This is a genomic window from Sphingomonas profundi, from assembly GCF_009739515.1.
GTDB classification, from domain to species: Bacteria; Pseudomonadota; Alphaproteobacteria; order Sphingomonadales; family Sphingomonadaceae; genus Alterirhizorhabdus; species Alterirhizorhabdus profundi.
This window is the reverse complement of record NZ_CP046535.1, coordinates 2,562,345-2,583,708: the sequence shown is the minus strand read 5'-3', so window position 1 is coordinate 2,583,708 and position 21,364 is coordinate 2,562,345. Positions and strand designations below refer to the sequence as shown.

General features: G+C 71.2%; 24 protein-coding genes. 5 read left to right on the top strand and 19 right to left on the bottom strand.

The genetic code is table 11. From position 1 onward, the window contains the following. Positions 1 to 59: 59 nt before the first annotated feature. Together GNT64_RS12295 and GNT64_RS12290 are read right to left on the bottom strand one after the other, a co-directional pair. Positions 60 to 1,424 carry an AtzE family amidohydrolase gene (locus tag GNT64_RS12295; protein ID WP_231638982.1) on the bottom strand — a complete coding sequence of 455 codons (1,365 nt, stop codon included), beginning with the start codon at positions 1,422 to 1,424 and terminating at the stop codon, positions 60 to 62. After that, positions 1,421 to 1,594 (bottom strand): hypothetical protein, encoded by a 174-nt coding sequence (locus tag GNT64_RS12290; RefSeq protein ID WP_156679783.1) that lies wholly within the window; start codon positions 1,592 to 1,594, stop codon positions 1,421 to 1,423. The genes GNT64_RS12295 and GNT64_RS12290 overlap by 4 nt, the downstream gene beginning before the upstream one ends. Before the next feature lie 116 nt (positions 1,595 to 1,710). On the opposite strand from GNT64_RS12290, the gene GNT64_RS12285 reads away from it, so the two are divergent. Then, positions 1,711 to 2,241 carry a phosphoribosyltransferase gene (locus tag GNT64_RS12285; RefSeq protein WP_156679782.1) on the top strand — a complete coding sequence of 177 codons (531 nt, stop codon included), beginning with the start codon at positions 1,711 to 1,713 and terminating at the stop codon, positions 2,239 to 2,241. Between the two features lie 10 nt (positions 2,242 to 2,251). Here the strand turns inward: GNT64_RS12285 and GNT64_RS12280 are convergent, their stop codons facing one another. Continuing rightward, positions 2,252 to 4,030, bottom strand: a complete 1,779-nt coding sequence (locus GNT64_RS12280) for a bifunctional metallophosphatase/5'-nucleotidase (protein ID WP_156679781.1) — start codon at positions 4,028 to 4,030, stop codon at positions 2,252 to 2,254. A 15-nt stretch (positions 4,031 to 4,045) separates the two neighbouring features. Here GNT64_RS12280 and GNT64_RS12275 point away from each other — a divergent pair, with 15 nt between their 5' ends. Both GNT64_RS12275 and GNT64_RS12270 read left to right on the top strand, forming a co-directional pair. After that, the gene (locus GNT64_RS12275; protein WP_231638981.1) at positions 4,046 to 4,462 is read left to right on the top strand and encodes an MmcQ/YjbR family DNA-binding protein; all 417 of its coding nucleotides are present in this window, start codon (positions 4,046 to 4,048) and stop codon (positions 4,460 to 4,462) included. Positions 4,463 to 4,555: 93 nt separating this feature from the next. Next, positions 4,556 to 5,437: a LysR family transcriptional regulator gene (locus GNT64_RS12270; protein ID WP_156679780.1), complete on the top strand. Its 882-nt coding sequence runs from the start codon at positions 4,556 to 4,558 to the stop codon at positions 5,435 to 5,437. 32 nt (positions 5,438 to 5,469) lie between these two features. Here the strand turns inward: GNT64_RS12270 and fghA are convergent, their stop codons facing one another. The 6 genes from fghA to GNT64_RS12240 all read right to left on the bottom strand — a co-directional run bounded on the left by fghA (position 5,470) and on the right by GNT64_RS12240 (position 11,542). Further along, complete coding sequence (fghA, locus tag GNT64_RS12265) at positions 5,470 to 6,306, bottom strand: S-formylglutathione hydrolase (protein WP_156679779.1); 837 nt, start codon at positions 6,304 to 6,306, stop codon at positions 5,470 to 5,472. A 3-nt stretch (positions 6,307 to 6,309) separates the two neighbouring features. After that, positions 6,310 to 7,422: an S-(hydroxymethyl)glutathione dehydrogenase/class III alcohol dehydrogenase gene (locus GNT64_RS12260; RefSeq protein ID WP_156679778.1), complete on the bottom strand. Its 1,113-nt coding sequence runs from the start codon at positions 7,420 to 7,422 to the stop codon at positions 6,310 to 6,312. A gap of 163 nt (positions 7,423 to 7,585) precedes the next feature. Next, a complete protein-coding gene (locus GNT64_RS12255) occupies positions 7,586 to 8,761 on the bottom strand; it encodes an acetyl-CoA C-acyltransferase (protein WP_156679777.1) in 1,176 nt (391 codons plus the stop codon). Positions 8,762 to 8,797: 36 nt separating this feature from the next. Beyond that, positions 8,798 to 9,256 carry a MaoC family dehydratase gene (locus GNT64_RS12250; protein ID WP_156679776.1) on the bottom strand — a complete coding sequence of 153 codons (459 nt, stop codon included), beginning with the start codon at positions 9,254 to 9,256 and terminating at the stop codon, positions 8,798 to 8,800. A gap of 68 nt (positions 9,257 to 9,324) precedes the next feature. Beyond that, positions 9,325 to 10,533, bottom strand: a complete 1,209-nt coding sequence (locus GNT64_RS12245) for a mechanosensitive ion channel family protein (protein WP_156679775.1) — start codon at positions 10,531 to 10,533, stop codon at positions 9,325 to 9,327. A gap of 4 nt (positions 10,534 to 10,537) precedes the next feature. Then, positions 10,538 to 11,542, bottom strand: coding sequence for a DNA topoisomerase IB (locus GNT64_RS12240; protein ID WP_156679774.1), 1,005 nt, complete (start codon positions 11,540 to 11,542; stop codon positions 10,538 to 10,540). Between the two features lie 117 nt (positions 11,543 to 11,659). On the opposite strand from GNT64_RS12240, the gene GNT64_RS12235 reads away from it, so the two are divergent. Further along, complete coding sequence (locus GNT64_RS12235; protein WP_156679773.1) at positions 11,660 to 12,199, top strand: type 1 glutamine amidotransferase domain-containing protein; 540 nt, start codon at positions 11,660 to 11,662, stop codon at positions 12,197 to 12,199. A gap of 18 nt (positions 12,200 to 12,217) precedes the next feature. Here the strand turns inward: GNT64_RS12235 and speD are convergent, their stop codons facing one another. From speD to GNT64_RS12200, 8 genes are read right to left on the bottom strand one after another with little or no spacing between them, the layout of a single operon-like run. Beyond that, complete coding sequence (gene speD / locus GNT64_RS12230; protein ID WP_156679772.1) at positions 12,218 to 12,580, bottom strand: adenosylmethionine decarboxylase; 363 nt, start codon at positions 12,578 to 12,580, stop codon at positions 12,218 to 12,220. After that, complete coding sequence (locus GNT64_RS12225; protein WP_156679771.1) at positions 12,577 to 14,205, bottom strand: FAD-dependent oxidoreductase; 1,629 nt, start codon at positions 14,203 to 14,205, stop codon at positions 12,577 to 12,579. Before GNT64_RS12225 ends, speD begins: the two co-directional genes overlap by 4 nt. 36 nt (positions 14,206 to 14,241) lie before the next feature. Next, complete coding sequence (locus GNT64_RS12220) at positions 14,242 to 15,786, bottom strand: polyamine aminopropyltransferase (RefSeq protein ID WP_156679770.1); 1,545 nt, start codon at positions 15,784 to 15,786, stop codon at positions 14,242 to 14,244. Then, the gene (locus GNT64_RS12215; protein ID WP_156679769.1) at positions 15,779 to 15,991 is read right to left on the bottom strand and encodes a DUF350 domain-containing protein; all 213 of its coding nucleotides are present in this window, start codon (positions 15,989 to 15,991) and stop codon (positions 15,779 to 15,781) included. Before GNT64_RS12215 ends, GNT64_RS12220 begins: the two co-directional genes overlap by 8 nt. A gap of 13 nt (positions 15,992 to 16,004) precedes the next feature. Further along, complete coding sequence (locus GNT64_RS21550; protein WP_197276971.1) at positions 16,005 to 16,157, bottom strand: hypothetical protein; 153 nt, start codon at positions 16,155 to 16,157, stop codon at positions 16,005 to 16,007. Beyond that, positions 16,154 to 17,446: a DUF4178 domain-containing protein gene (locus GNT64_RS12210; protein WP_156679768.1), complete on the bottom strand. Its 1,293-nt coding sequence runs from the start codon at positions 17,444 to 17,446 to the stop codon at positions 16,154 to 16,156. Before GNT64_RS12210 ends, GNT64_RS21550 begins: the two co-directional genes overlap by 4 nt. After that, positions 17,443 to 18,111 carry a DUF4178 domain-containing protein gene (locus GNT64_RS12205; protein ID WP_156679767.1) on the bottom strand — a complete coding sequence of 223 codons (669 nt, stop codon included), beginning with the start codon at positions 18,109 to 18,111 and terminating at the stop codon, positions 17,443 to 17,445. Before GNT64_RS12205 ends, GNT64_RS12210 begins: the two co-directional genes overlap by 4 nt. A gap of 16 nt (positions 18,112 to 18,127) precedes the next feature. Next, on the bottom strand, positions 18,128 to 19,105 hold the full coding sequence (locus tag GNT64_RS12200) for an SPFH domain-containing protein (RefSeq protein ID WP_156681596.1): 978 nt from the start codon (positions 19,103 to 19,105) through the stop codon (positions 18,128 to 18,130). 73 nt (positions 19,106 to 19,178) lie between these two features. Here GNT64_RS12200 and GNT64_RS12195 point away from each other — a divergent pair, with 73 nt between their 5' ends. Further along, a complete protein-coding gene (locus GNT64_RS12195; RefSeq protein WP_156679766.1) occupies positions 19,179 to 19,847 on the top strand; it encodes a spermidine synthase family protein in 669 nt (222 codons plus the stop codon). Positions 19,848 to 19,854: 7 nt separating this feature from the next. On the opposite strand, the gene galE is transcribed toward GNT64_RS12195, so the two are convergent. Beyond that, complete coding sequence (gene galE / locus GNT64_RS12190) at positions 19,855 to 20,865, bottom strand: UDP-glucose 4-epimerase GalE (RefSeq protein ID WP_231638979.1); 1,011 nt, start codon at positions 20,863 to 20,865, stop codon at positions 19,855 to 19,857. Positions 20,866 to 20,953: 88 nt separating this feature from the next. Further along, complete coding sequence (locus GNT64_RS12185) at positions 20,954 to 21,361, bottom strand: hypothetical protein (protein ID WP_156679764.1); 408 nt, start codon at positions 21,359 to 21,361, stop codon at positions 20,954 to 20,956. Between the last annotated feature and the right edge of the window lie 3 nt (positions 21,362 to 21,364).

The window sequence follows — 21,364 nt, the reverse complement described above, 5'->3', positions numbered from 1 at the left end:
GGTGGCCCTATGCTGGGCTTTGACGGCCGCTTATCACATATCGCGCGCGGCCCGACAATTCATGTTCCGCTTACTTGGGGTGGCGGACCGAAGCCGACCAGGCCGAGCCCCTCCAGCCGCCGCGCGACGGCGTAGAGCTGCGCCTCTCGCCCCGGCGCCGCGATCAGCTGCACGCCGATCGGCAGGCGGCCGGCGCGCCTGAGCGGCACGGAGAGAGCGGGCAGGCCGACGAAGCTGATCGGCTGCGTGTAGCGGCCCAGGCTGGCGCGCGCCGGCGACGGCCTGCCGTCCAGTTGTACCACGGGATCGGCGATCATCGGCGCGGGGCAGCCGGTGGCGGGCGCGATCAGCACCGGGTGCGCGGCCAGCAGATCCAGGCAGCGCGCGCGGAACCCCTCGCGAAAACGCTGCGCGTCGAACCATGCGGCGGCGGGCAGCGCGGCGCCGGCGATTAGCCGGTCCCGCGTGGCCGGATCGAAGGCGAGGGCGCGGCGGCGGAGTTCGGGCAGGTGGCGCGCGCCGCCCTCCGCCGCCGTCATCAGGAAGGCGGCGGAGCGGGCGGCGGCGACCTGCGGCAGCTCCACCGTGGGGATGCCGCCGAGCGCCTCGCCGATCGCCGCCAGCGCCGCCGCCAGATCCGGCACGATATCGGCGACGAACCAGCCGCCGAGCAGCGCCACGGCCGGCATCGCCGCCGGCGGCGTCGCCTCGCCCGCCAGCACGCCGTGCACCATCGCCAGATCGTCCAGGCTGGTGGCGAACGGGCCGATATCGTCGAAGCTGGCGACGAACGGGAACACGCCCGCCATCGGCAGCGCGCCGTGGGTGGGCTTCAGCCCGTAGAGACCGCAGAGGCTGGCCGGCACGCGGATCGATCCGTTGGTGTCGGAGCCCAGGCTGAACGGCAGCATCCCCGCCGCCACCGCCGCCGCCGATCCGCCGGACGAGCCGCCCGACAGGCGCGTGCGATCGTGCGGGTTGCGGGTGAGGCCCCACGCGGCATTGTCCGTCGCGAAGCCATAGGCATATTCGTCCATGTTCAGGGTGGCGACCAGCACCGCGCCGGCGGCGGCGAGGCGGCGGATCGCCTCCGCATCGGCCGCCGCCGGCGGCGCATCGCGGCGCATGCCGGCGCCGGCGGTGGTCGGCTGCCCCGCCACGTCGAACAGATCCTTGACGCCGTAGGGCACGCCCGCGAGCGGACCGGGATCGCGGCCGGCGCCGATCCGCGCGTCCACCGCCGCCGCCTCCGCCAGCGCGCGCGCGGCGAGGGTGCGGGTGACGGCGTTGACCGGCGGATCAAGCGCCGCGATCCGCGCGAGCGCCCGCCGCGCCACCGCCACCGCCGAGATCGCGCCCGTCCGCACGGCGGCGGCGATGGCGACGACGCTTTCCGGCGCCTGATCCACGGCGGCTCGCGTCACGTTTCGGAAGGGTCCGCGTCGATGCAGCGGCGCAGATCGGCCCAGTGCGCGGCCAGCACCGCCAGGTTCTGCCGCACGCCGGCGACGCACTCCGCCGGCAGAGCGATGCCGAGCTGCGCCGCCGCGATGATGGTGGCCGGATCGTCGGGCGCCGGTTCGTCCCCCGCCATGGCACCCCTCCGTCCGCAAGCGACCTCGATGATAGCCGGCGGCCGCGCGGTTGCAAGGTTGCCGGGTGCCGCCGCGGCGGAGTATCGGATCGGCTGCCAGCCAAGGATTTCCGCCGATGACCGCTCCCGAAACGCCGGTGCTCACCTACATCGCCTATGAGCGGTTCGTCGCGGACGTGCAGGCGATCGCCGCGCGGCTGGAGGCGGACGACTGGCGGCCGGACTTCATCGTCGGCATCGGCCGGGGCGGGCTGGTGCCGGGCGCCTACCTCTCCCACCGCACCGGCATATCGATGCTGTCGGTGGACTATTCCTCGAAGGTGGCCGGCTTCTCGGACGAACTGCTCGCCAAGCTGGCCACCATGAGCCGGGCCGACCGGCGCATCCTGTTCGTCGACGATATCAACGACAGCGGCGCGACCCTGATGTACCTGCGCGACGCCATCGTCGGCCATGGCGGGGTGCCCGCCAACCAGCGCATCGCCGTGCTCATCAACAACAGCCGCTCGCGGGCGACGGTGGACTATTGCTCGCGCACGATCGATCGCGAGGTGGACAAGGACTGGTACGTCTTTCCGTGGGAGTCGGTCGCGCCGAGCGGCACGCTGATCGAGGAGGCGCTGGAGGTGCCGGAGCGGCTCGCCTGATCGCGCCGCCTCATTGCGGGGTGCGGTTGGCGATCCGGTCCGTCACGGGCAGCGCGACCACCCGGTCGCCGGCGAGATAGGCCTCGAACGCATCGAGATCGATCGGCCCGCCGACGCTGTCCGTGCCCTCCGCCAGCGCCGCGAAGCCGTCTCCGCCGCCGGCGAGGAAGTTGTTGACCGTGACGCGGTAGCGCGCCGCATCGTCCAGCGGCCTGCCCGAGACGGTCGCGTCCAGGATGCGCTGCCCTTCCGGCCGGGAGAGATCATAGGCGTAGCGCATGTTGGCGGACGGCAGCAGCACGTAGGGCGCCGCCGGGCTGTGGGTGCCGCTGAACTGCTGTTCCAGCGCGGCGCGGATCTGGCGGCCGGTATAGCTGCGCACCACCAGCGTGTTGGCGAAGGGTAGCACGGTGAAGAGCTGCCCGTAGGTGACGGTGCCGTCCGCCGCCGGGACGAGATCCGCCCGCACGCCGCCGGGATTGGTGAAGGCGAGATCGGCGCGGCCGGTGGCGGCCGTGTTCGTCGCGGCGAGATAGGTGTCGGCGACCAGATCGCCGAGCACCGATTCGCGCGAGGCGGTGGGCGCGCGCAGGGCCGGACCGGAGAGACGGCCGAGCGCCCGCCCGGTCAGCGGCGCGGCGGCCTGCGCATAGGTGGCGGCCAGCGCCGCGAGCGGCGGCGAGGCGGGGAAGCGCGGGTAGAGCGGGCTGACCGGCACGGCCGCCGCGCCGCTGCCAAAGCCTTCCCCCTGCACGATCACATTATCCGCCTGCCTGGCCACGACGCGATGGGCGGCGGGATCGATGCGCAGCAGGATGTCCGTCACCAGGGTGCCATATTGGCCGGCGCTGGTCAGCAGGAACGGCCGCGTCGGATCGATCCGGCCGTAATCGCACACATAGGATTTGTGGGTGTGGCCGGAGACGACGAGATCGAAGGCGGGATCGAGCTTCGCCAGGATCGGCAGGATATCGCCGGAAAGGTCGGCGCAGCTCTTGTCGTCATAGCCGACGCTCGTCTGGCCGCCCTGGTGGATCAGCAGCACGATCGCATCCACTTCTTGCGCCTTCAGGCCGGGGACGAGCGCGTTGGCCGTCTCCGCCTCGTCGGCGAAGGTGAGGCCGGCGATGCCGGTGGGCGAGACGAGCGTGGCGGTGCCCTTCAGCGTCATGCCGACGAAGCCGATCCTCACCCGGCCCGCGCCGCTGCCGAAGCTGCGCACCACGCTGCCGGGCAGCAGCGGCGCGCCGTCCTCCGTAAGCGTGTTCGCGGCGAGGATATCGTAGCGCGCGCCGGCGAACGTCCGGTCGATGCGGCAGGGCTCGCGCACCGTGTTCTTCTGGCAGCCGCCGTGGGCCAGGCGCAGGATCTCGGCGCGGCCGCGATCGAACTCGTGATTGCCGACCGAGGTGATCGAGAGGCCGAGCAGGTTCATCGCGTCGACCGTCGGCTCGTCGAGGAACAGCGCCGAGATGAGCGGCGAGGCGCCGACGAGATCGCCGGCCGCGACCGTGATGCTGTTCGCATGGCCCTTGCGCCGCGCCTCCAGCGCCGAGGCGAGATAGGCGACACCGCCGGCGGGCACCTTCACCGTGGCGCCCCCCGGCGCCGGCGCGGTGATCGCGAGCTTCGGCGGTTCCAGATTGCCATGGAAGTCGTTGAAGGCGAGGATCTGCACGTCCACCGTCGGCGCGCCCGCGCGCCTGGCCGGCGGCGTGCCGGCGCAGGCGGAGAGGCTGGCGAGGGCGGCCGCGGCGAGCAGCATCCGGGCGAGGCGAGGCGATGTCATTCGGTCCGGACTCCCATGAACGCCGATGCGATTGCAAGCCGCCACGATCGGCTGCAGGCTGGCGCGATGCTGGCCGATGACCCTGACGCCGCCCTCTTACGGATTCGTGACCTGTGCCTCGGCCTGCCGCTGGCGGACAAAACGGTGTCGCACGGCATCCCCGCCTTTCGGGTGAAGGGCAGGATGTTCGCCTATTTCCGCCACGATCATCATGGCGACGGCCGCACCGTCGTCTGCGTCAAGACGAGTGGGCGCGACGAGCAGGACATGCTGATCGAGGCCGATCCCGGGCGATACAGCTGGCCCGCCTATATCGGGCCGTCCGGCTGGATCGCGATCGACCTGGCGCGGCCGGACTGGACGCTGGTGGAGGATAGGCTGCGGCAGAGCTGGCGCCGGGCGGCTCCGCCAGCGCTGGCCATGACGGCGTAGGCACGGGCCGCCGCATCGTCGCCCGCCACATCATTGCCCAGCCGACACATTCGCGCGAATACGCCCCTCATCGGGTCATGTGAGGGACGATGCGTGGGCTGGACGGGACTGGAGGAGGCTGTCGCCATCGCCGATGCGGGCTCGTTCGTGGGCGGCGCCCGCTCGCTCGGCGTGTCGGCGTCGCATGTCAGCCGGGCGATCGCCCAGCTGGAGGCGCGGCTCGGCGCCAAGCTGTTCGCCCGCACCACCCGATCGGTGCGGCTGACGGATACCGGCCGGGCGGTGGTGGAGCAGAGCCGGCGCATCATCGCCGAGCGGGACGAGCTGCTCGCCAACGTGAACGGACGGGGCGAGCCGCAGGGCGAGCTGCGCATCACCTGCTCCACGGCGCTCGGCGAGTGGTTCGTCGCGCCGATCGTGCGTCACTTCGCCGAGCTCTATCCGCGCACGCGGGTGTCGCTCGATCTCACCAATCGCGTCGTCGACCTGATCGGCGAGGCCTATGACCTGGGCATACGCACCGGCCACCTCGCCGACGCGCGCCTCGCCGGACGGAAGATCGCGATGCGGCGGGTGGAGGTCTGCGCGTCGCCCGCCTATCTGCGCGCGCGGGGCGCGCCGCGGACGATCGACGACGTGATGGCGCATGACTGCCTGATCGGCACCTCGCCCAGCTGGCGCTTCACCGATGCGGGGCGGGAGCGGACGATCACGCCGCCGGCCCGCTGGCGCTGCAACAGCGGCACCGCCGTGGCGGAGGCGGCGGTCGCCGGGCTGGGTTTATGCCAGCTGCCCGACTTCTACGTCGGCCAGGCGATCGCGGACGGCCGGCTGGCGCGCGTGCTGGATGACGTCCGCGCACAGGACGAGCCGGTCTGGGCGGTCTATCCGCAGCGGCGCCATTTGCTGCCGAAGGTGCGCAACCTCGTCGACCTGCTCGATGCGCGGCTGGGCGGCACGTTGCCGGCACGGTAGCCGGCCGGGATGATCTCCCGCCCCGCCGCCGCCTATTTCAAGCGGGCGGCGTGCCAGCGCAGATGATCGGCCATGAAGGTCGAGATGAAATTGTAGCTGTGATCGTAGCCCGGCTGCATCCGCAGGGTGAGCGGGATGCCGGCGGCCTCGCACGCAGTCGCCAGCAGTTGCGGCTGCAGCTGCTCGGCGAGGAAATTATCCGCCTCCCCCTGATCGACGAGCAAGGCGGGCACGCGCGCGCCGCCCTCGATCAGCGCCACCGCGTCATGCTTCGCCCAGGCCGCGCGATCGGGCCCCAGATAGCCGGCGAGCGCCTTCTCGCCCCACGGCACGCGCGACGGCGCCACGATCGGCGCGAAGGCCGATACCGCCCGGTAGCGATCGGGGAAGGTCAGCCCGATCGTCAGCGCGCCATGGCCGCCCATCGAGTGGCCCATGATCGACTGACGGTCCATGTCGGCCGGAAACCCGGCCGCGACCAGCGTCGGCAGCTCCTCCGTCACGTAGCGCCACATGCGGTAGTTCGCCGCATAGGGCGCCTCCGTCGCATCGACGTAGAAGCCGGCGCCGAGGCCGAAATCATAGGCGCCGGCGGGATCGTCCGGCACGCCGTCGCCGCGCGGGCTCGTGTCCGGCGCCACGAAGATCAGGCCCAGCTCCGCGCAGGCGGCGCGAAACTCCCCCTTCTCGGTCACGTTGGCGTGGGTGCAGGTGAGGCCGGACAGATACCACACCACCGGCAGCTTCGCCCCGGCCGCATGATCCGGCACGAAGACCGAGAAGGTCATGTCGGTGGCGGTGGCGGCGGAGGCGTGGCGGTAGACGCCCTGCGTGCCGCCGTGCGCGCGGCTGGTAGAGACGGTCTCCATGCCTCAGTAGACCACCACCGAACGGATGCTCTCGCCGGCGTGCATCAGATCGAACCCCTTGTTGATCTCATCGAGCGTCAGCACGTGGGTGATCATCGGATCGATCTCGATCTTGCCGTTCATGTACCAGTCGACGATCTTCGGCACGTCGGTGCGGCCCTTGGCGCCGCCGAACGCCGTGCCGCGCCAGTTGCGCCCGGTGACGAGCTGGAACGGCCGCGTCGAAATCTCCCGCCCGGCTTCCGCCACGCCGATGATGATCGAGGTGCCCCAGCCGCGATGGCACGCCTCCAGCGCGGTGCGCATCACCTCGGTATTGCCGGTCGCGTCGAAGCTGTAGTCAGCGCCGCCGTCGGTCAGTTCAAGCACCTTGGCCACCGTCTCCTCGCGGGAGAGGCCGCGGCTGTTGAGGAAGTGGGTCATGCCGAAGCGGCGGCCCCATTCCTCCCGGTCCGGGTTGATGTCCACGCCGATGATCCTCGCCGCGCCAGCCAGCCGCGCGCCCTGGATCACGTTCAGGCCGATGCCGCCGAGCCCGAACACGACGACATTCTCGCCCACCTGCACCTTGGCGGTGTTCACCACCGCGCCCACGCCGGTCGTCACGCCGCAGCCGATGTAGCAGCTCGTCTTGAACGGCGCGTCCTCGCGGATCTTCGCCACCGCGATCTCGGGCAGCACGGTGAAGTTCGAGAAGGTGGAGCAGCCCATGTAATGGAAGATCGGTTGCCCCTTGTGGCTGAAGCGGGTCGTGCCGTCCGGCATCAGCCCCTTGCCCTGCGTGGCGCGGATGGCGGTGCAGAGGTTGGTCTTGCCCGACAGGCAGCTTTTGCACTGGCGGCACTCGGGCGTGTAGAGCGGGATGACGTGATCGCCGGGCGCGACGGACGTGACGCCCGCGCCCACCTCGCGCACGATGCCGGCGCCCTCGTGGCCCAGCACGCTGGGGAACAGGCCCTCGCTGTCCAGCCCGTCCAGCGTATAGGCGTCGGTGTGGCAGATGCCGGTCGCCATGATCTCGACCAGCACCTCGCCCGCCTTCGGCCCTTCCAGGTCGAGCTCGACGATCTCCAGCGGGCGCTTCGCCTCGAACGCCACGGCCGCACGGGTCTTCATCGCCATCTCCTCATCTTCGCCTCGTCCTTAGGTGGCGGCAGGGCTGGGATAAAGGGCGTTGGCCGCAACAGATGATTTCACCCGTGCGATAATCGCGCACGGCTTACGCTTGTCTGTCGCGCTTCCCGGGCCGGCAGGTGGGTGCACCTGCCTCGGAGCCGCTTTAGAGAACCTCGAACAGCCCCGCCGCGCCCATGCCGCCGCCGACGCACATCGTGACGACGACGTGCCGGGCGCCCCGGCGCTTGCCCTCGATCAGCGCGTGCCCTGTCATCCGCGCGCCGGACATGCCGTAGGGATGGCCGATCGAGATCGCGCCGCCGTCGACGTTGAGCAGCTCGTCCGGGATGCCAAGCGTGTCGCGGCAGTAGAGCACCTGCACGGCGAATGCCTCGTTTAGCTCCCACAGGCCGATGTCGCCGATCGTCAGGCCGAAGCGTTCGAGCAGCTTGGGCACGGCGAATACCGGGCCGATGCCCATCTCGTCCGGCTTGGTGCCCGCCACCGCCATGCCGACGAAGCGGCCGAGCGGCTGGAGGCCGCGGCGCTCGGCCAACGCGCGGTCCATCACCACGCAGGCCGATGCGCCGTCGGAGAGCTGGCTGGCATTGCCGGCGGTGATGACGCCGCTCTCGCCGATCACCGGCTTCAGCGCGGCCAGGCCCTCGGCGGTGGTGTCCGCGCGCGCGCCCTCGTCGCGGTCGATCACGATCTCCCTGCTCGACGTCTCGCCGGTCGCCTTGTCGGTGACGGACATCGTCGCCGTGACGGGCACGATCTCGGCATCGAAGCGGCCGGCGGCCTGCGCGGCGGCGGTGCGCTGCTGCGAGCGCAGCGCATAGGCATCCTGCGCCTCGCGGCCGATGCCGTAGCGGCTGGCGACGATCTCCGCCGTCTGCAGCATCGGCATGTAGATGTCGTCGTGCATCTTCAGCAGCTCGCGATCGATGCCGACGCGCAGATCCTTGGTCTGCACCAGCGAGATCGATTCGACGCCACCGGCGACGACGACATCCTCGCGATCGACGATCACCTTGCGCGCGGCGATGGCGATCGCCTCCAGCCCCGAGGCGCACTGGCGATCCACCGACACGCCGGCGACCGTGACCGGCAGGCCGGCGCGCAGGGCGGCGGTACGCCCGATCGTCGCCTGTACGCCCTGCTGGAGCGCGGCGCCGATCACGACATCGTCCACCTCGGCCGGATCGATGCCGGCCCGCTCCACGGCGGCGCGGATCGCGTGGGCGGCGAGGGTGGGGGAGGGGGTGGCGTTGAACGCGCCGCGATAGGCGCGGCCGATGGCGGTGCGGGCGGTTGAGACGATGACGGCTTCACGCATGGCGATGATCCTTGGAATGGGGGAGGGCGGACGCGTTCAGACGAAGATCTGCGTGATCCACTCGGCGATCAGCGCGGGTTTGGCGCCGCCCTCGATCTCCACCGTCGCCTCCAGCGTCTGCTGCAGCTGGCCGGGGCGCTTCTCGTCCAGCTCGGCCAGCTTGAAGCGGCCGCGCACGCGCGATCCGCTGGGCACCGGGGTCAGGAAGCGCATCTTGTTGAAGCCGTAGTTCACGGCCATCTTCACGCCCTCCGGCGTGGGCATGTCCGACTGTTCCATCATCGCCGACAGCAGCGAGAGGGTGAGGAAACCGTGCGCGATGGTGCCGCCGAACGGCGTCATCCGCGCCTTGACGGGATCGATGTGGATGAACTGGCGGTCCATCGTCGTCTCGGCGAAGGCGTCGATCATCGCCTGATCGACGAGGATCCACTCGGAGACGGCGATCTCCTCGCCCGTCTTGGCCTGCATGTCCGCGATGCTCAACGTCGCCATGTCGCTCTCCCAGGCGGCCGCATCGCGCGGCCGGTCGGATGCGGCTTAGCGCCCGCTTTACGTGAACGTCAAGTGTTCGGCCGATCGTCCGCATGGGTGAGGTCGTGGTCCGTCACCAGCCGCGTCTGCTCGGGATAGGGCATGATCGCCCGTCCGTCCGGGGCGGCGGTGAAGCTGGTCTGCGTGGGGTAGGCGAACTCGATTCCCGCCTCGTTGAACGCCTGCAGAATGGCGATGCATACGGCGCTGCGGGCGTTGAACACCACCTCGTAATTCTGCGAGTGCACGTCGAACTGCAGCTCGTAATCCAGGCTGGAGGCGCCGAAGCCGGTCATCCCGCAACGGACCAAAGTGCATTTCTCCTGCCCCTCGACGATCCGGCGCAGCATGTCCGGTATCTCGGCGCAGACCTCGGGCGGGGTCTGGTAGATCACGCCGATCGCCAGCACGTGCCGCCGCCGGTCCAGCCGCGCCAGATTGTGCAGTTCCTTGTTCAGCAGGTTGGCGTTGGAGATCACCACCTCCTCGCCGGTCAGCGCGCGCACCCGCGTGGTTTTCAGGCCGATCGCCTCGACGCTGCCGGAGGTGCTGTCCCAACGCACCGCGTCGCCACGGCGGAACGGCTTGTCGAACAGGATGGAGAGGGCGGCGAACAGATCGGAGAAGATGCCCTGCGCGGCGAGGCCGATGGCGATGCCGCCGATGCCGAGACCCGCGACCAGGCCGGTGACGTTCACCCCGAGATTGTCGAGGATCAGGATCGTGGCGATGGCGAACAGCGCGATCGTCACCAGCAGCCGGATGATGCCGAGCGCGCTGCCGTGGCCGCTCGCCTCGTCGCCGCTGCCGGTGCGATGCTCGATCACGCCCAGGATCAGCTCGCGCGCCCAGATCGCCGCCTGCAGCGTGACCGCAACGGTGAAGACGAAGCGGATCGTGGAGGCGACGGCGCCCGGCGCCTGCGCGTAGCCGGAGACAAGCTCCGCCGCGACGGCGATCATGAACCAGATGTTGGTCTTGGCGAAGGCGCGGCCGATCACGGTGCGCCAGCGCGTATGATCGGTGTCGCCGCGGCAGATGCGCACGCCGAGCGTCTTCATGCCCAGCAGCACCGCCACGATCACCGCCGCGATCACGCTGCCGGCGACGATCTGGACGATGTGGGTGGTGATCCACTCGGTCGTCTGCGTCCAGAACAGGGTCAGCTGCTGGTCGATCGGCGGCAATTTGGGCAAGGTTGGGGCCTTGGCCGCGGCGGCTTCGGTCTTGGTCGGCATTGGATCAGGCGGCCTCGGATGCTGTCTCTCGGGCGTCGGCCAGCTCGTCCAAGAAGGCGATCAGCCCGCGTTCGGGCCCGGAGAGATATTTCGTCGCGCGAGGCGGCTTCAGCCCCTCGATCGGTGTGCAGGCCTTGCTATGGGCAAGCTCGATGAGCGCGGGATGAACATAGGATTTGCGGGCGATCGCGGGCGTGTTGCCCAGCGCCTGCGCCACCGGCTCCAGCATGGCTTTCAGCGGCAGCTGGCCGCCGGCCTCGATCAGCGCCGAATAGGCGATCACCGTGGCCCCCCACGTGCGGAAATGCTTGGCCGTCACCTCGCGGCCCGAAGCGTCGCGCAAATAGGCGTTCACGTCCGACGAGCTGACCGGGTGGGGCGCGCCATCCTCGCCGACGAACTGGAACAGGTTCTGCCCCGGCAGATCGGCGCAACGGCGGACGAGGCGCGAGAGGCGGGTGTCCTCGATCGTCAGCTTCTGCACCTTGCCGGACTTGCCCATATATTCCAGTTTCAGACGCGCTCCGCTGACGGTGGCGTGGCGGGTGCGCAGGGTGGTTGCGCCGAAGCTCTTGTTCGCCTGGGCATAGCCCTCGTTCCCCACGCGCACCCGGCCGAGATCGAGCAGGCGGACGACGGCGGCGACGACCGCGTCCTTGCCGAGCGTGCGGCCGGACAGATCCTCCTCCACCCGCGCGCGGATCAGCGGCAAGGCGCGGCCGAAATCGGCGAGGCGATCATATTTCTCCGCCTCCTGCTGGCTGCGGAAATCGAGGTGGTAGCGATACTGCTTGCGGCCCTTCTCGTCCCAGCCAACGGCCTGGATGTGGCCGTGCGGACTGGGACAGAACCACGCATCGGTATAGGCCGGCGGCAGGGCGATGGCGTTCAGCCGGTCGATCTCGCCACGGCGTGCTATGCGCCGGCCCTTGGGGCTGAAATAGGCCCAGTGCTTGCCGATCTTGCGGCGGGTGATACCGGGCAGCGCATCGTCGACATAGCAGAGCATCGCGGGCGTGGGCCTCCTTTCGCCCCAAATGAACGCCAGCCCGCGCGGCTTCGTTCCGGAACGGCGCCGGGGCCGGCGGGTTACAGCCGGCGCATCACCGCTGCCGAGAGAGCTTCCATGACCGCCATCGCCGACGCCCATATCCTCATCATCGCGACGAACCGCTTCGAGGAGGCGGAGCTGTTCGATCCGCGCGACACCCTGCTGGGCGCCGGCGCCCGGGTGACGCTGGCCTCGATCGACACCGACGAAATACTGGCGACCGTGCATGACGAGCCCGGCCGCACGATCACGCCGGACCTGACCCTGGCCGACGTCCGGCCCGACGAGTATGACGCGCTGCTGATCCCCGGCGGCGTCGGCAATCCGGATACCCTGCGCACCGAAGCCAAGGCGATCGAGATCGTCCGCGCGTTCGATGCGGCCGGCAAGCCCGTGGCGGCCATCTGCCACGGCCCGTGGATGCTGGCGGAGGCGGGTATCGTCTCCGGCCGCACCGTCTCGCCATGGCCGTCGATCCGCACCGACCTGAAGCATGCCGGCGCGACCATCGTCGACGAGGAGGTGGCGGTGGACGGCAACCTCATCACCAGCCGCAAGCCGGCCGATATCCCTGCCTTCACGCAGGCGCTGATCGCGGCGATCGAGGCGCGATAGCGCCGGGCCCGCCGCGCTTCAGAGGGCTCCGTAGCCGCGTCGCACCGTCGTCCGCGCCACCTCGCGCGGGGCGAGGCCGGCGACGATCACGGCCAGCGCCGCCTCCAGATCGTGGCGCGCGCCGCAGAGGAAGAAGTCGAGCGCGGCATAGCCATGCTCGGGCCAGCTGTGGATCGAGATGTGCGATTCGGCGAGCAGCGCCACACCCGTCACGCCCTGGCCGGGGCCGAAGGCGTGCAGGCGGATCTCCAGCAAGGCGGCGCCGGCGGCCGTGGCGGCATCCCGCAGCAGCCGCTCGATCGCGGCGACGTCGTCCAGCCCGGTGCAGCCGTGCAGGTCGGCGATCAGGTGGCGGCCGTCATAGGGCGGGGGCGGGTTCACAACAGGCTCTCATGCGGGTGGCCGAGGTGGCGCATCGCATCTTCGGCGGCGCGCGTGCCGTGATAATGCGCTTCCTCGAAGATCGATATGCCGCTGAGATCGCTGTGGGCGACGAACAGCGGCGGCCGCGGCCGGGCGGCGGCGGCCGCACCCCAGATGAAGCCCGGGACGGGGCGGATCATCGCATGGCCCCAGCGCCACACGTCGATGCGGCGGATGGCGCCGGCCAGATCCGGGTTCATCGCCAACAGGTCGTCCCGCACGATCGCCTGCCACGCGGCCAGCGGCCGCTCCACCAGCAGGCGGCGGGCGGCGGCTGGCGGCAGGGTGGAGAGCGGCATGTACCAGGTCAGCACCGTCGCCATCGGGTGGGCGGCGAGCGACTGGTGCGTGGCGACGACGTAGCCGAGCGAGGCGCTGGTCGACGAGACATTGTCCCACGCCAGCTTCGCCCCGCGCCCGCCCGGCAGGCGATCGACGGTGACGTTCGCCACCACCCACGGGGCATAGCCGAAGCCCTCGGCCGGCGGCACCAGGCCGGGCGCGACGCGGGCGGCGACGAAGCGCGGCATGGCGAGGATCGCGGCGCGGCACAGCGTGCGCACCGTGGCGTCGCGCGCCACGTCAAAGGCGTCGACGGCAAGGCCATCGCCCGCGCGGGCGACGCGATGGACGATGCGGCCGGGCGCGATGCGATCGGCGAAGCGTGCCGCCATGGCGCGCGCCAGCCGGGCATTGCCCTCCGGCCAGGTCAGCTCGTTGTCGCCGGCGCCGTCCGCCGCCCAGCCGCGCCGGCTGGCGAAATAGTGGATCCCCGCCCAGGCCGACACGTCGTGCGGCTCGCAGCCATAATCGTCGCGGCAGGCGTAGCGCAGGTGCATGCGCAGCGTCGGCGCCGTCCAGCCCTGCCGATCGAGCCAGCCGGCGAACGGCACCGCATCCAGCGCGAGCAGATCGGCGTCGCGCGAGCTGGCGGCGATCGGGATGGCGAAGGCGGGCCTGCCGTCCGCCCCCACGCGCTGCGAGAAGGCACGCATGGCAGCGAAGAAGGCGTCCACCTGCGCCGCATCGCCGACCGAGAGGCCGGTGCGCGGCACCAGCCCCTCCTGATAGCGGCCCTGCCACAGCAGCCGTTCCTGGCTGTCGGCGCAGAGCTGGTAGGGATCGTAGACCGGCGCGCCGTCCTTTTCCCCGACGATCACCCCCAGCCGGCGCAGCAGGTGGCGCACGCCGCGTGCCTCGCGGTTGGGCACCGGCAGATAATGCGCGCCGAGCGGATAGGCCGAGACGGCGTTGCGCCCGCCGCGCGCATTGCCGCCGGGCTCGTCCTCCAGCTCCAGCAGGCGGAAGTCGGCGTGGCCGGCCTCCGCCAGCGCCCACCCGGCGGAGAGGCCGGCGATGCCGCCGCCGGCGATGACGATCCCGCTCCGCTCCTCGATCGAGGGCGGCGGGAAGGCGCCGTCGCGCAGGCGGTGGCCGCGCGCCATGTCCGCGCCGGCGATCGTGCCCGGCATCGCCGGATCGCCCGGCCGCAGCCACGCCGTCCCGCCGCCCGCCGCCGCGCCCGCAACGGCGAGCCCGCCGAGCAGCGCGCGGCGCGGGACGGGGCGGCCGAGCGGCGTCATCCGCCGCCCCTACGCGGCGAGGAGCGGCGGCGCCGGTCAGCCCTCATAGACGGCCCACTCATCGGCGAAGGCGCGGACGAGCGCCTGGTTGTCGAGGCGGTTCACCGGCACCGGCCGCCACGCCATGTCCGGCGGGAAATCGAACAGGCGCGGCTCGATCGCGGCGGTGAGGAAGCGGCCGCCGGGCGGGATGCGGGCGGTGGCGGGCACCGCGCTGTGGGCGGCGAGCACGAAGCCCCACTCGCCGAAGCTCGGCACATAGGCGTGGTAGGGCCGCGTCGCGAGGCCGGCGGCGGCGATGGTGGTGGCGACCGTCCAGAACGCCTTGGGCGCGACGAGCGGCGACGTGCTCTGCACCACCGCCACGCCGTGCGGCGCCAGGATGCGCGAGAGCTCGCGATAGAAGCTCTCGGTGTAGAGCTTGCCGACCGAGAAATCGACCGGATCGGGGAAATCGACGACGATCGCGTCGTAGCGCCCGCGCGCCCGCCGGATCCAGCGGAAGGCATCCTCGTTCACCACCGTGAGCCGCCGGTCGGTGAGCGCGCCCCGGTTCAGCGCCGCCAGCACCGGGCTGCGGGCGAACAGCCGCGTCATCGCCGGATCGAGATCGACCAGCGTCACCCGCGCCACGTCCCGGTGCTTCAGCACCTCGCGCGCGGCCAGGCCGTCGCCGCCGCCCATGATGAGCACGTCGGCCGGATGCGCGACGCGGCCCAGCGCCGGCTGCACCAGCGCCTCGTGATAGCGATATTCGTCGCGCGAGGAGAATTGCAGGTTGCCGTTGAGGTAGAGCCGCAGATCCTCCCCGCGCCGGGTGAGCACGATGCGCTGATAGGGCGTGGAGACGGCATAGATCACCGGCTCGTCATAGGCCGCCACCTCTGCCCAGCGCTGCAGCCGCTCGGCCACGACGAAGCCGGCCAGCAGCAGCAGCGCGACGAGTATCGCCGCCGCCTTCTCGCCCGTGAGCGCGCGCCGGCCCGGCAGGATGAACAGCAGCGCCAGCGCCACGCCGACGTTCATCAGCCCGAAGAGGAAGCCGGTGCGGATCATGCCCAGGTGCGGCATCAGGATCAGCGGGAACAGCAGCGAGGCGGCGAGCGCGCCGACATAGTCGAAGGTGAGGACGGTGGAGACGACCTCGCGAAAGGCGAAGCGCGGCCGCAGCACGCGCATCAGCAGCGGTATCTCCAGCCCCACGAGGAAGCCGATCGCCAGCACCAGCGCGTAGAGCGCGACGCGGAAATGATCGATCACCGGGAACAGCAGGAACAGCCCCGCCGCCGACCAGCCGCCGACCAGCGCGATCATGATCTCCACGCGGACGAACAGCGCCAGCTCGCCCTGCCGCACGTAGCGCGAGACCCAGCTGCCCATGCCCATCGCGAACAGGTAGCTGCCGATCACGGTGGAGAATTGCGTGACGCTGTCGCCGAGCAGATAGCTGGCGAGGGTGCCGGCGAGCAGCTCGTAGACGAGGCCGCAGGTGGCGACGACGAAGGCCGAGGCGAGCAGCGCGGCCGTGTAGGCGCGCGACGCCGGGGTGCCCGGCGGCGCGGCCGCCCCGGCTTCATCCATGAATGGCGGCGGCGATGATGATGGCGAGCGCGATCGCGACGGCGCCGGCGAAGATGGCGACGGCGTTGTTCTGCTTCTCGTTGATCTCCTGCCATAATTTGCCGGGCGTCAGCAGATCTAGGACGGCGAAGCCCACCACCAGCGCGACGATGCCGACGCCGGCGAAGATCAGGCTGCTGAGAAGCGGCGTCCAGATCGTGTCCATCGCATCGTCCTTTCTATTTGTGGGTGGGGCCGTAATAGCCGCCGCCGGCCCGGAGCGGCGCACGCCGGCCATCGGCGAACGGGGAGTAGCCGGCGTTCGCCGCCATCACGACGCCGCTCAGCACCGCGAGGCACCAGAGGCCGTAGGCGAGCAGGCGCGGGTTCATGTCCCGCCGCCCGTGTCGCTCTCGGCGGTGCGCGCCGTCTCGAAGCGGATGTGCCGCCAGGTGAGCCAGCCGGCGGGCAGCAGGATCAGCAGCACCGCCAGCCACACATTGCTCCAGAACACGCCGCCCGGGCGGACCGACACCGTCACCCGCACCGGCGCGATGCCGGCGGCATAGCTGCTGCTCGCCCCCGTCCAGTTGTGCGCGCCGAGATCGACGACCAGATCGTAGGTGCCGGCAGGCACCGAGCCGATCTTGCTGGTGGTGCTGCGGCTCCCCTCGCTCCACCCGCCGTCCGAGTCGCTGCCCTCATATTCCTCGACGATGTCATAGGCCTCGAAGCTGGCCTGGGTCGCGCGATCGACCAGCGCGTAATCGAGATCGACCCACTGGTTGCGCACCTCGTCCGACCGGGCGTGGATGGTGACGGGCTGTCGCGCCCGCGTGAGCGTGACCGGGCCGATCGTGGCGCTGCGCTCCGTACCCTCGGGGAACAGGGTGACGGTCTCGCTCACGCCCGCGCCGCCGCCGCCGGCGAACATCGGCGCCAGCACGAACAAGGCCACGATCGCGGCGATCGCGCACAGCCAGGCCGGGCCGATCACGCCGGCGAGCGGCGATCGCTGGTGCGGCATCGGCGGGCGGCCGCTGCCGGGCCAGGACGGCGGCGGGGCGGTGCCGAACGCGCGGCGCATCTCGCGCGGATCGATCAGCTCGGCGATCGTCCAGCTCTCCTCGGCGGCGTTCACCTCGCGCGAGAGCATGAAGCCGGGGCGCACCCAGTCCGCCGCGCGCACCGCCTCGCCCACCGTCACCCGCCAGTAGAATTCGCCGAGCACATGTTGCACCTTCGCCTCGCTCTCCGCGAAGAAGGGCGTGTAGCGTTCGCCTTCGGCCACCAGCGCGCCGAACACCGGCTTCGGCGCGCTGGTGAGCATGCGGCCGAAGTTCCAGCCGCGCCCGTCGCCGATCAGCCAGCGATAGCCCTCATACGGGTTGAACAGCAGATACTCGTCCCACTCCGCCCAGCCGTCACCGCGGCGCAGATAGCCGATCGCCTCCCACTCGACGCCCTTCAGCGTGCCACGCGTGCCGAGCGGGATCTCCAGCGCGGCGACCGCCTCCTTGTAGCGCTTGATCACGCGGGCGGCCGGATCGGCGACGTCGACCAGGCTGCCGCAGTGGATGCAGGCCAGCGTCACCGTGCTGCCGGCGGCGCGGATGGTGATCGTGCCGCCGCAGGCGGGGCAGGCGAGCGTCCGGGTCGCGGGGGCGGCCGCCTCCGTCATGCGGCGAAGGAGGGCATCGCCCAGCCCTCGATCGCGCGCAGGTTGCGCGTAGCGAGCTCCGCCAGGGTGACGTAGCGGCCGAGGTACAGGCCGACCTCGCCGGCATCGCGCTGGATGCTGGCGCAGGAACCGTCCTCCCCGCGCAGATCCACGCTGTAGATCGTCCAGCCCGGCGGCGCGCGGAACGGCAGTTCGCCCTCGGCGGCGATGCAGCGCGCCCGGCGCGCATCGGAGACCGTTAGCGGGCGGCCGTCGATCGTCGCCCGCCCGCCCACGATCGCCTCGCCGCCGCCGGCGATGCGCCGGACGAGCGCGTCGCCGCTCTCCGCCGCGTGCTCCTCCAGCAGCATATACTGCCCCATCGCCTCGCCCAGCCACGCGGCGCCGCCATCGGCGAACAGCAGCAGCCACTCGTTCCAGCTGCCGTCCGTCCAGCCCCAGCGCACGCGGCCGATCACCTCGAACGCCCGATCGCCGAACCGACCCGTGGTGCCGAGACGGATCGGGCTGACGTCGAACGGCAGCGCCGCCGCCTTGCCGACCGCCTCGAGATCGTCGCCGACGCGGGTCACGAGGCTCTGGCAGTAGGCGCAGACGACCACCGGCAGCGCCGGCGAGCGGAAGATCACCTCGGCGCCGCAACTCGGGCAGTTGGCGGTGAGCATCGGCGCGACCCCGCGATCAGCGGATGCGGCCCAGCAGCTCGGCCTTCTTGGCGTCGAACTCCGCCTGGCTCAGCGCGCCGATGGTCAGCAGCTTGTGCAGCTTCTCCACCTGCGCGAACGGATCCTCGGCCGGCGCGGCGGCGGCGGAGAGGCCGCCGGTCATCGCCTGGCCGATCGCCATGCCGGCCGCCGCGCTGGCGCCGATGCCGGCCACGCCGCCAGGGTTGGCCGCCGCGGTGCCGATCGCCTCGGCCGTCTGGAACCTGGCATAGGCATCGAGATCGCCGAGCACGCGCATCGAGCTCGCTTTGTCGAGATAGGCCTGCACCTCTTCCGGCAGCGACAGCGATTCGACGAAGAAGCTCGTCGCCAGCAGGCCGTGGCGGGCGAAGGCGGGCGCCACCGCCTCCTTCAGCGCCTCGCCCAGCGCCGTCTGGTTGGCGGCGAGATCGAGGAAGGGGATCGTGCCGCCGCCGAGCCCGGTGGCGAGCGACGTGGCGATCGCGGCGCGCAGCTGCGGCTCGATATCCGCTGCCGTCACCCGCTCCTGCGATCCCATGATGGTCGTCATGAACGGCGCGACCTTGTCGATCCGGTACGAATAGCTGCCGAAGGCGCGCAGGCGGATCGGCCCCAGCTCCCGGTCGCGGATGGTGATCGGCTGGGCGGTGCCCCACTTCTGGTTGATCTGCTCCTTCTGCGAGAAGAAGTAGACGTCCGACTTGAACGGGGAGTTGAACGCCTTGTCCCAGTTCATCAGGTTGGTGAGGATCGGCAGGTTCGAGGTTTCGAGCGTGTGGAGGCCCGGCCCGAACATGTCAGCGACGCGCCCCTCGTCGACGAAGGCGGCGATCTGCCCCTCGCGCACCGTCAGCTTCGCGCCGTTCTGGATCTCGCGATCGGCGAACGGCACGCGGATGGCGAGCACGCCGGCCTCGTCGGTATAGTCGATGACGTCGACGAACTGCTTGGAGAAGAAATCGAACAGGCCCATGCCCATGCCCTCGCTGCTGCCCGGCGCATCGTAGCGGCGATCCCGAGCGGCGGAAACAGGATGTGGAGCGGAAATGATCGCGCGCGAACTGATCGACACCGCCGACATTCCGGGCGGCGGCCAGCTGCGGCTGATCCGCCGCGGGCGCGACCACATGATCATGCTGGGCGGCAACGAGCTGATGAGCAGCCGCCTCAGCGGATCGGAGGAGGCGCTCGCCACGCTCGGCTGCGGCGATGCGCCGGCGGATGGGCGAATCCTGATCGGCGGGCTGGGCATGGGCTTCACCCTGCGGGCGGCGTTGGCGCTGCTGGGTCCGGCGGCGCGGATCACGGTGGCGGAGATCGTGCCGGAGGTGATCGCCTGGGGCCGGGGGCCGCTGGCGGACCTGTTCGCCGGCAGCCTGGACGATCCGCGCGTCGCGCTGGCGACGGGCGACGTGGCGGTGCCGATCCGTGCCGCGCGGGGCGCCTGGGACGCGATCCTGCTGGATGTGGACAATGGCCCCGACGGACTGGTGCGCGCGGCGAATGACGGGCTCTACGGCGCCGCCGGGCTGGCGGCGGCGCGGGCGGCGCTGCGGCCGGGCGGCACCCTGGCGGTCTGGTCCTCCGCGCCCGATCCGCGCTTCACCCGCCGGCTGGAGGCGGCCGGCTTCGCCGTGCGGCCGCAGGAGGTGCGGGCGAACGGCGCCCGCGGCGGCGCGCGGCACATCATCTGGCTGGCGCGGACGCCCGGCTGATCGGCGCTTATTTCAGCCCGCGTTCCCAGGCCAGCGCGTCACGCACGATCGTGTCGAGATCGTCGCGCCGCGGCGTCCAGCCGAGCGTGGCGATGGCGGCGCGGTTGTCCGCCACCAGCGCATCCGGATCGCCGGCGCGGCGGGGTTCCAGCCGGCGCTCGATCGTGCGGTTCGTCAGCCGGTCCACCGCGTCCAGCACCTCGCGCACGGAGAAGCCGCGCCCGTAGCCGCAGTTGAGCCGGTGGCTGCGCGTCGGCTCCGCCATCAGCGTGTCCAGCGCGCGCAGATGCGCCTCGGCCAGGTCGCTGACGTGGATATAGTCGCGCACGCCGGTGCCGTCCGGCGTCGCATAGTCGGTGCCGAAGATCGCGACGTGGCCGCGCTTGCCGCACGCCGCCTCCGCCGCGATCTTGATGAGGTGGGTGGCGCCGGCGGTGGACTGGCCGGACCGGCCCTGCGGATCGGCGCCTGCGACGTTGAAGTAGCGCAGCGCGCAATAGTTGAGCGGGTGCGCCGCCGCCACGTCCGCCAGCATCGCCTCTGTCATCAGCTTGGACATGCCGTAGGGGTTGATCGGCCGCTGCGGCGCATCCTCCGTCACCGGGATCGCCTCCGGGATGCCGTAGGTGGCGGCGGTGGAGGAGAAGATGAAGTGGCGCACGCCGCCCGCCACCGCCGCCTCGATCAGCGCGCGGCTGGCGGCCGTGTTGTTGCGATAATATTTCAGCGGATCGACGACCGACTCGGGCACCACCACCGATCCGGCGAAGTGCATGATGGCGCCGATATCGTGCTCGGCGATGATGCGGCCGACGAGATCCATGTCGGCGACGTTCCCCTCGACGAACGGCACGTCCTCCGGCACCGCCCAGCGGAAGCCGGTGACGAGATTGTCGATCACCACCGCCGGCCGCCCGGCATCGCGCAGCGCCAGCACCGCATGGCTGCCGATATAGCCGGCGCCGCCCGTGACCAGCACCGTCATCCTGTCCGTCGCTTCCATCCCGTCGCCCCTCATGCCCGCCGACCGCCGCCTGCTGTGCCCGACGCGGGTTAAACCCCGGTTGCGCTCCGCGCGAGGGCGACGATCGATCGCGGCGAGGATCTCACGGGATCGCCGCCGCCTCGGCCTTGGCCGCCTGCCGCTCGGCGAACCACTGGCGCAGCATCGCCTGCGTGCAGCCGCTCTGGCCGCCGGCGCCCACGGCCGAGCAGCTGTTCGGCCGCGACGGGCGGCTCGCTTCCTCCACGCCGGCGACGCGATCGGTCCAAGATCGGGCGCCGGTCTCCTCGGCCTTGCGGTCGCGCAGCTTCTTCGGGATGCGGTAGCGTTCGCTCTCGGGCTCGCGCGCGCAGACGACGATCTCGTCGCCGTCGCCTTTCGGGCACGGATCCTCGCCATAGACGATCAGCGAGGTGGTGCGGGCCGGCGGCGGCTGGCTGGCGGCGTGTGCGGCCGGCGGCCATGCCGCCACCACCAGCACGATCGGGGCGAGCAGGGCGATCCGGTTCATCGA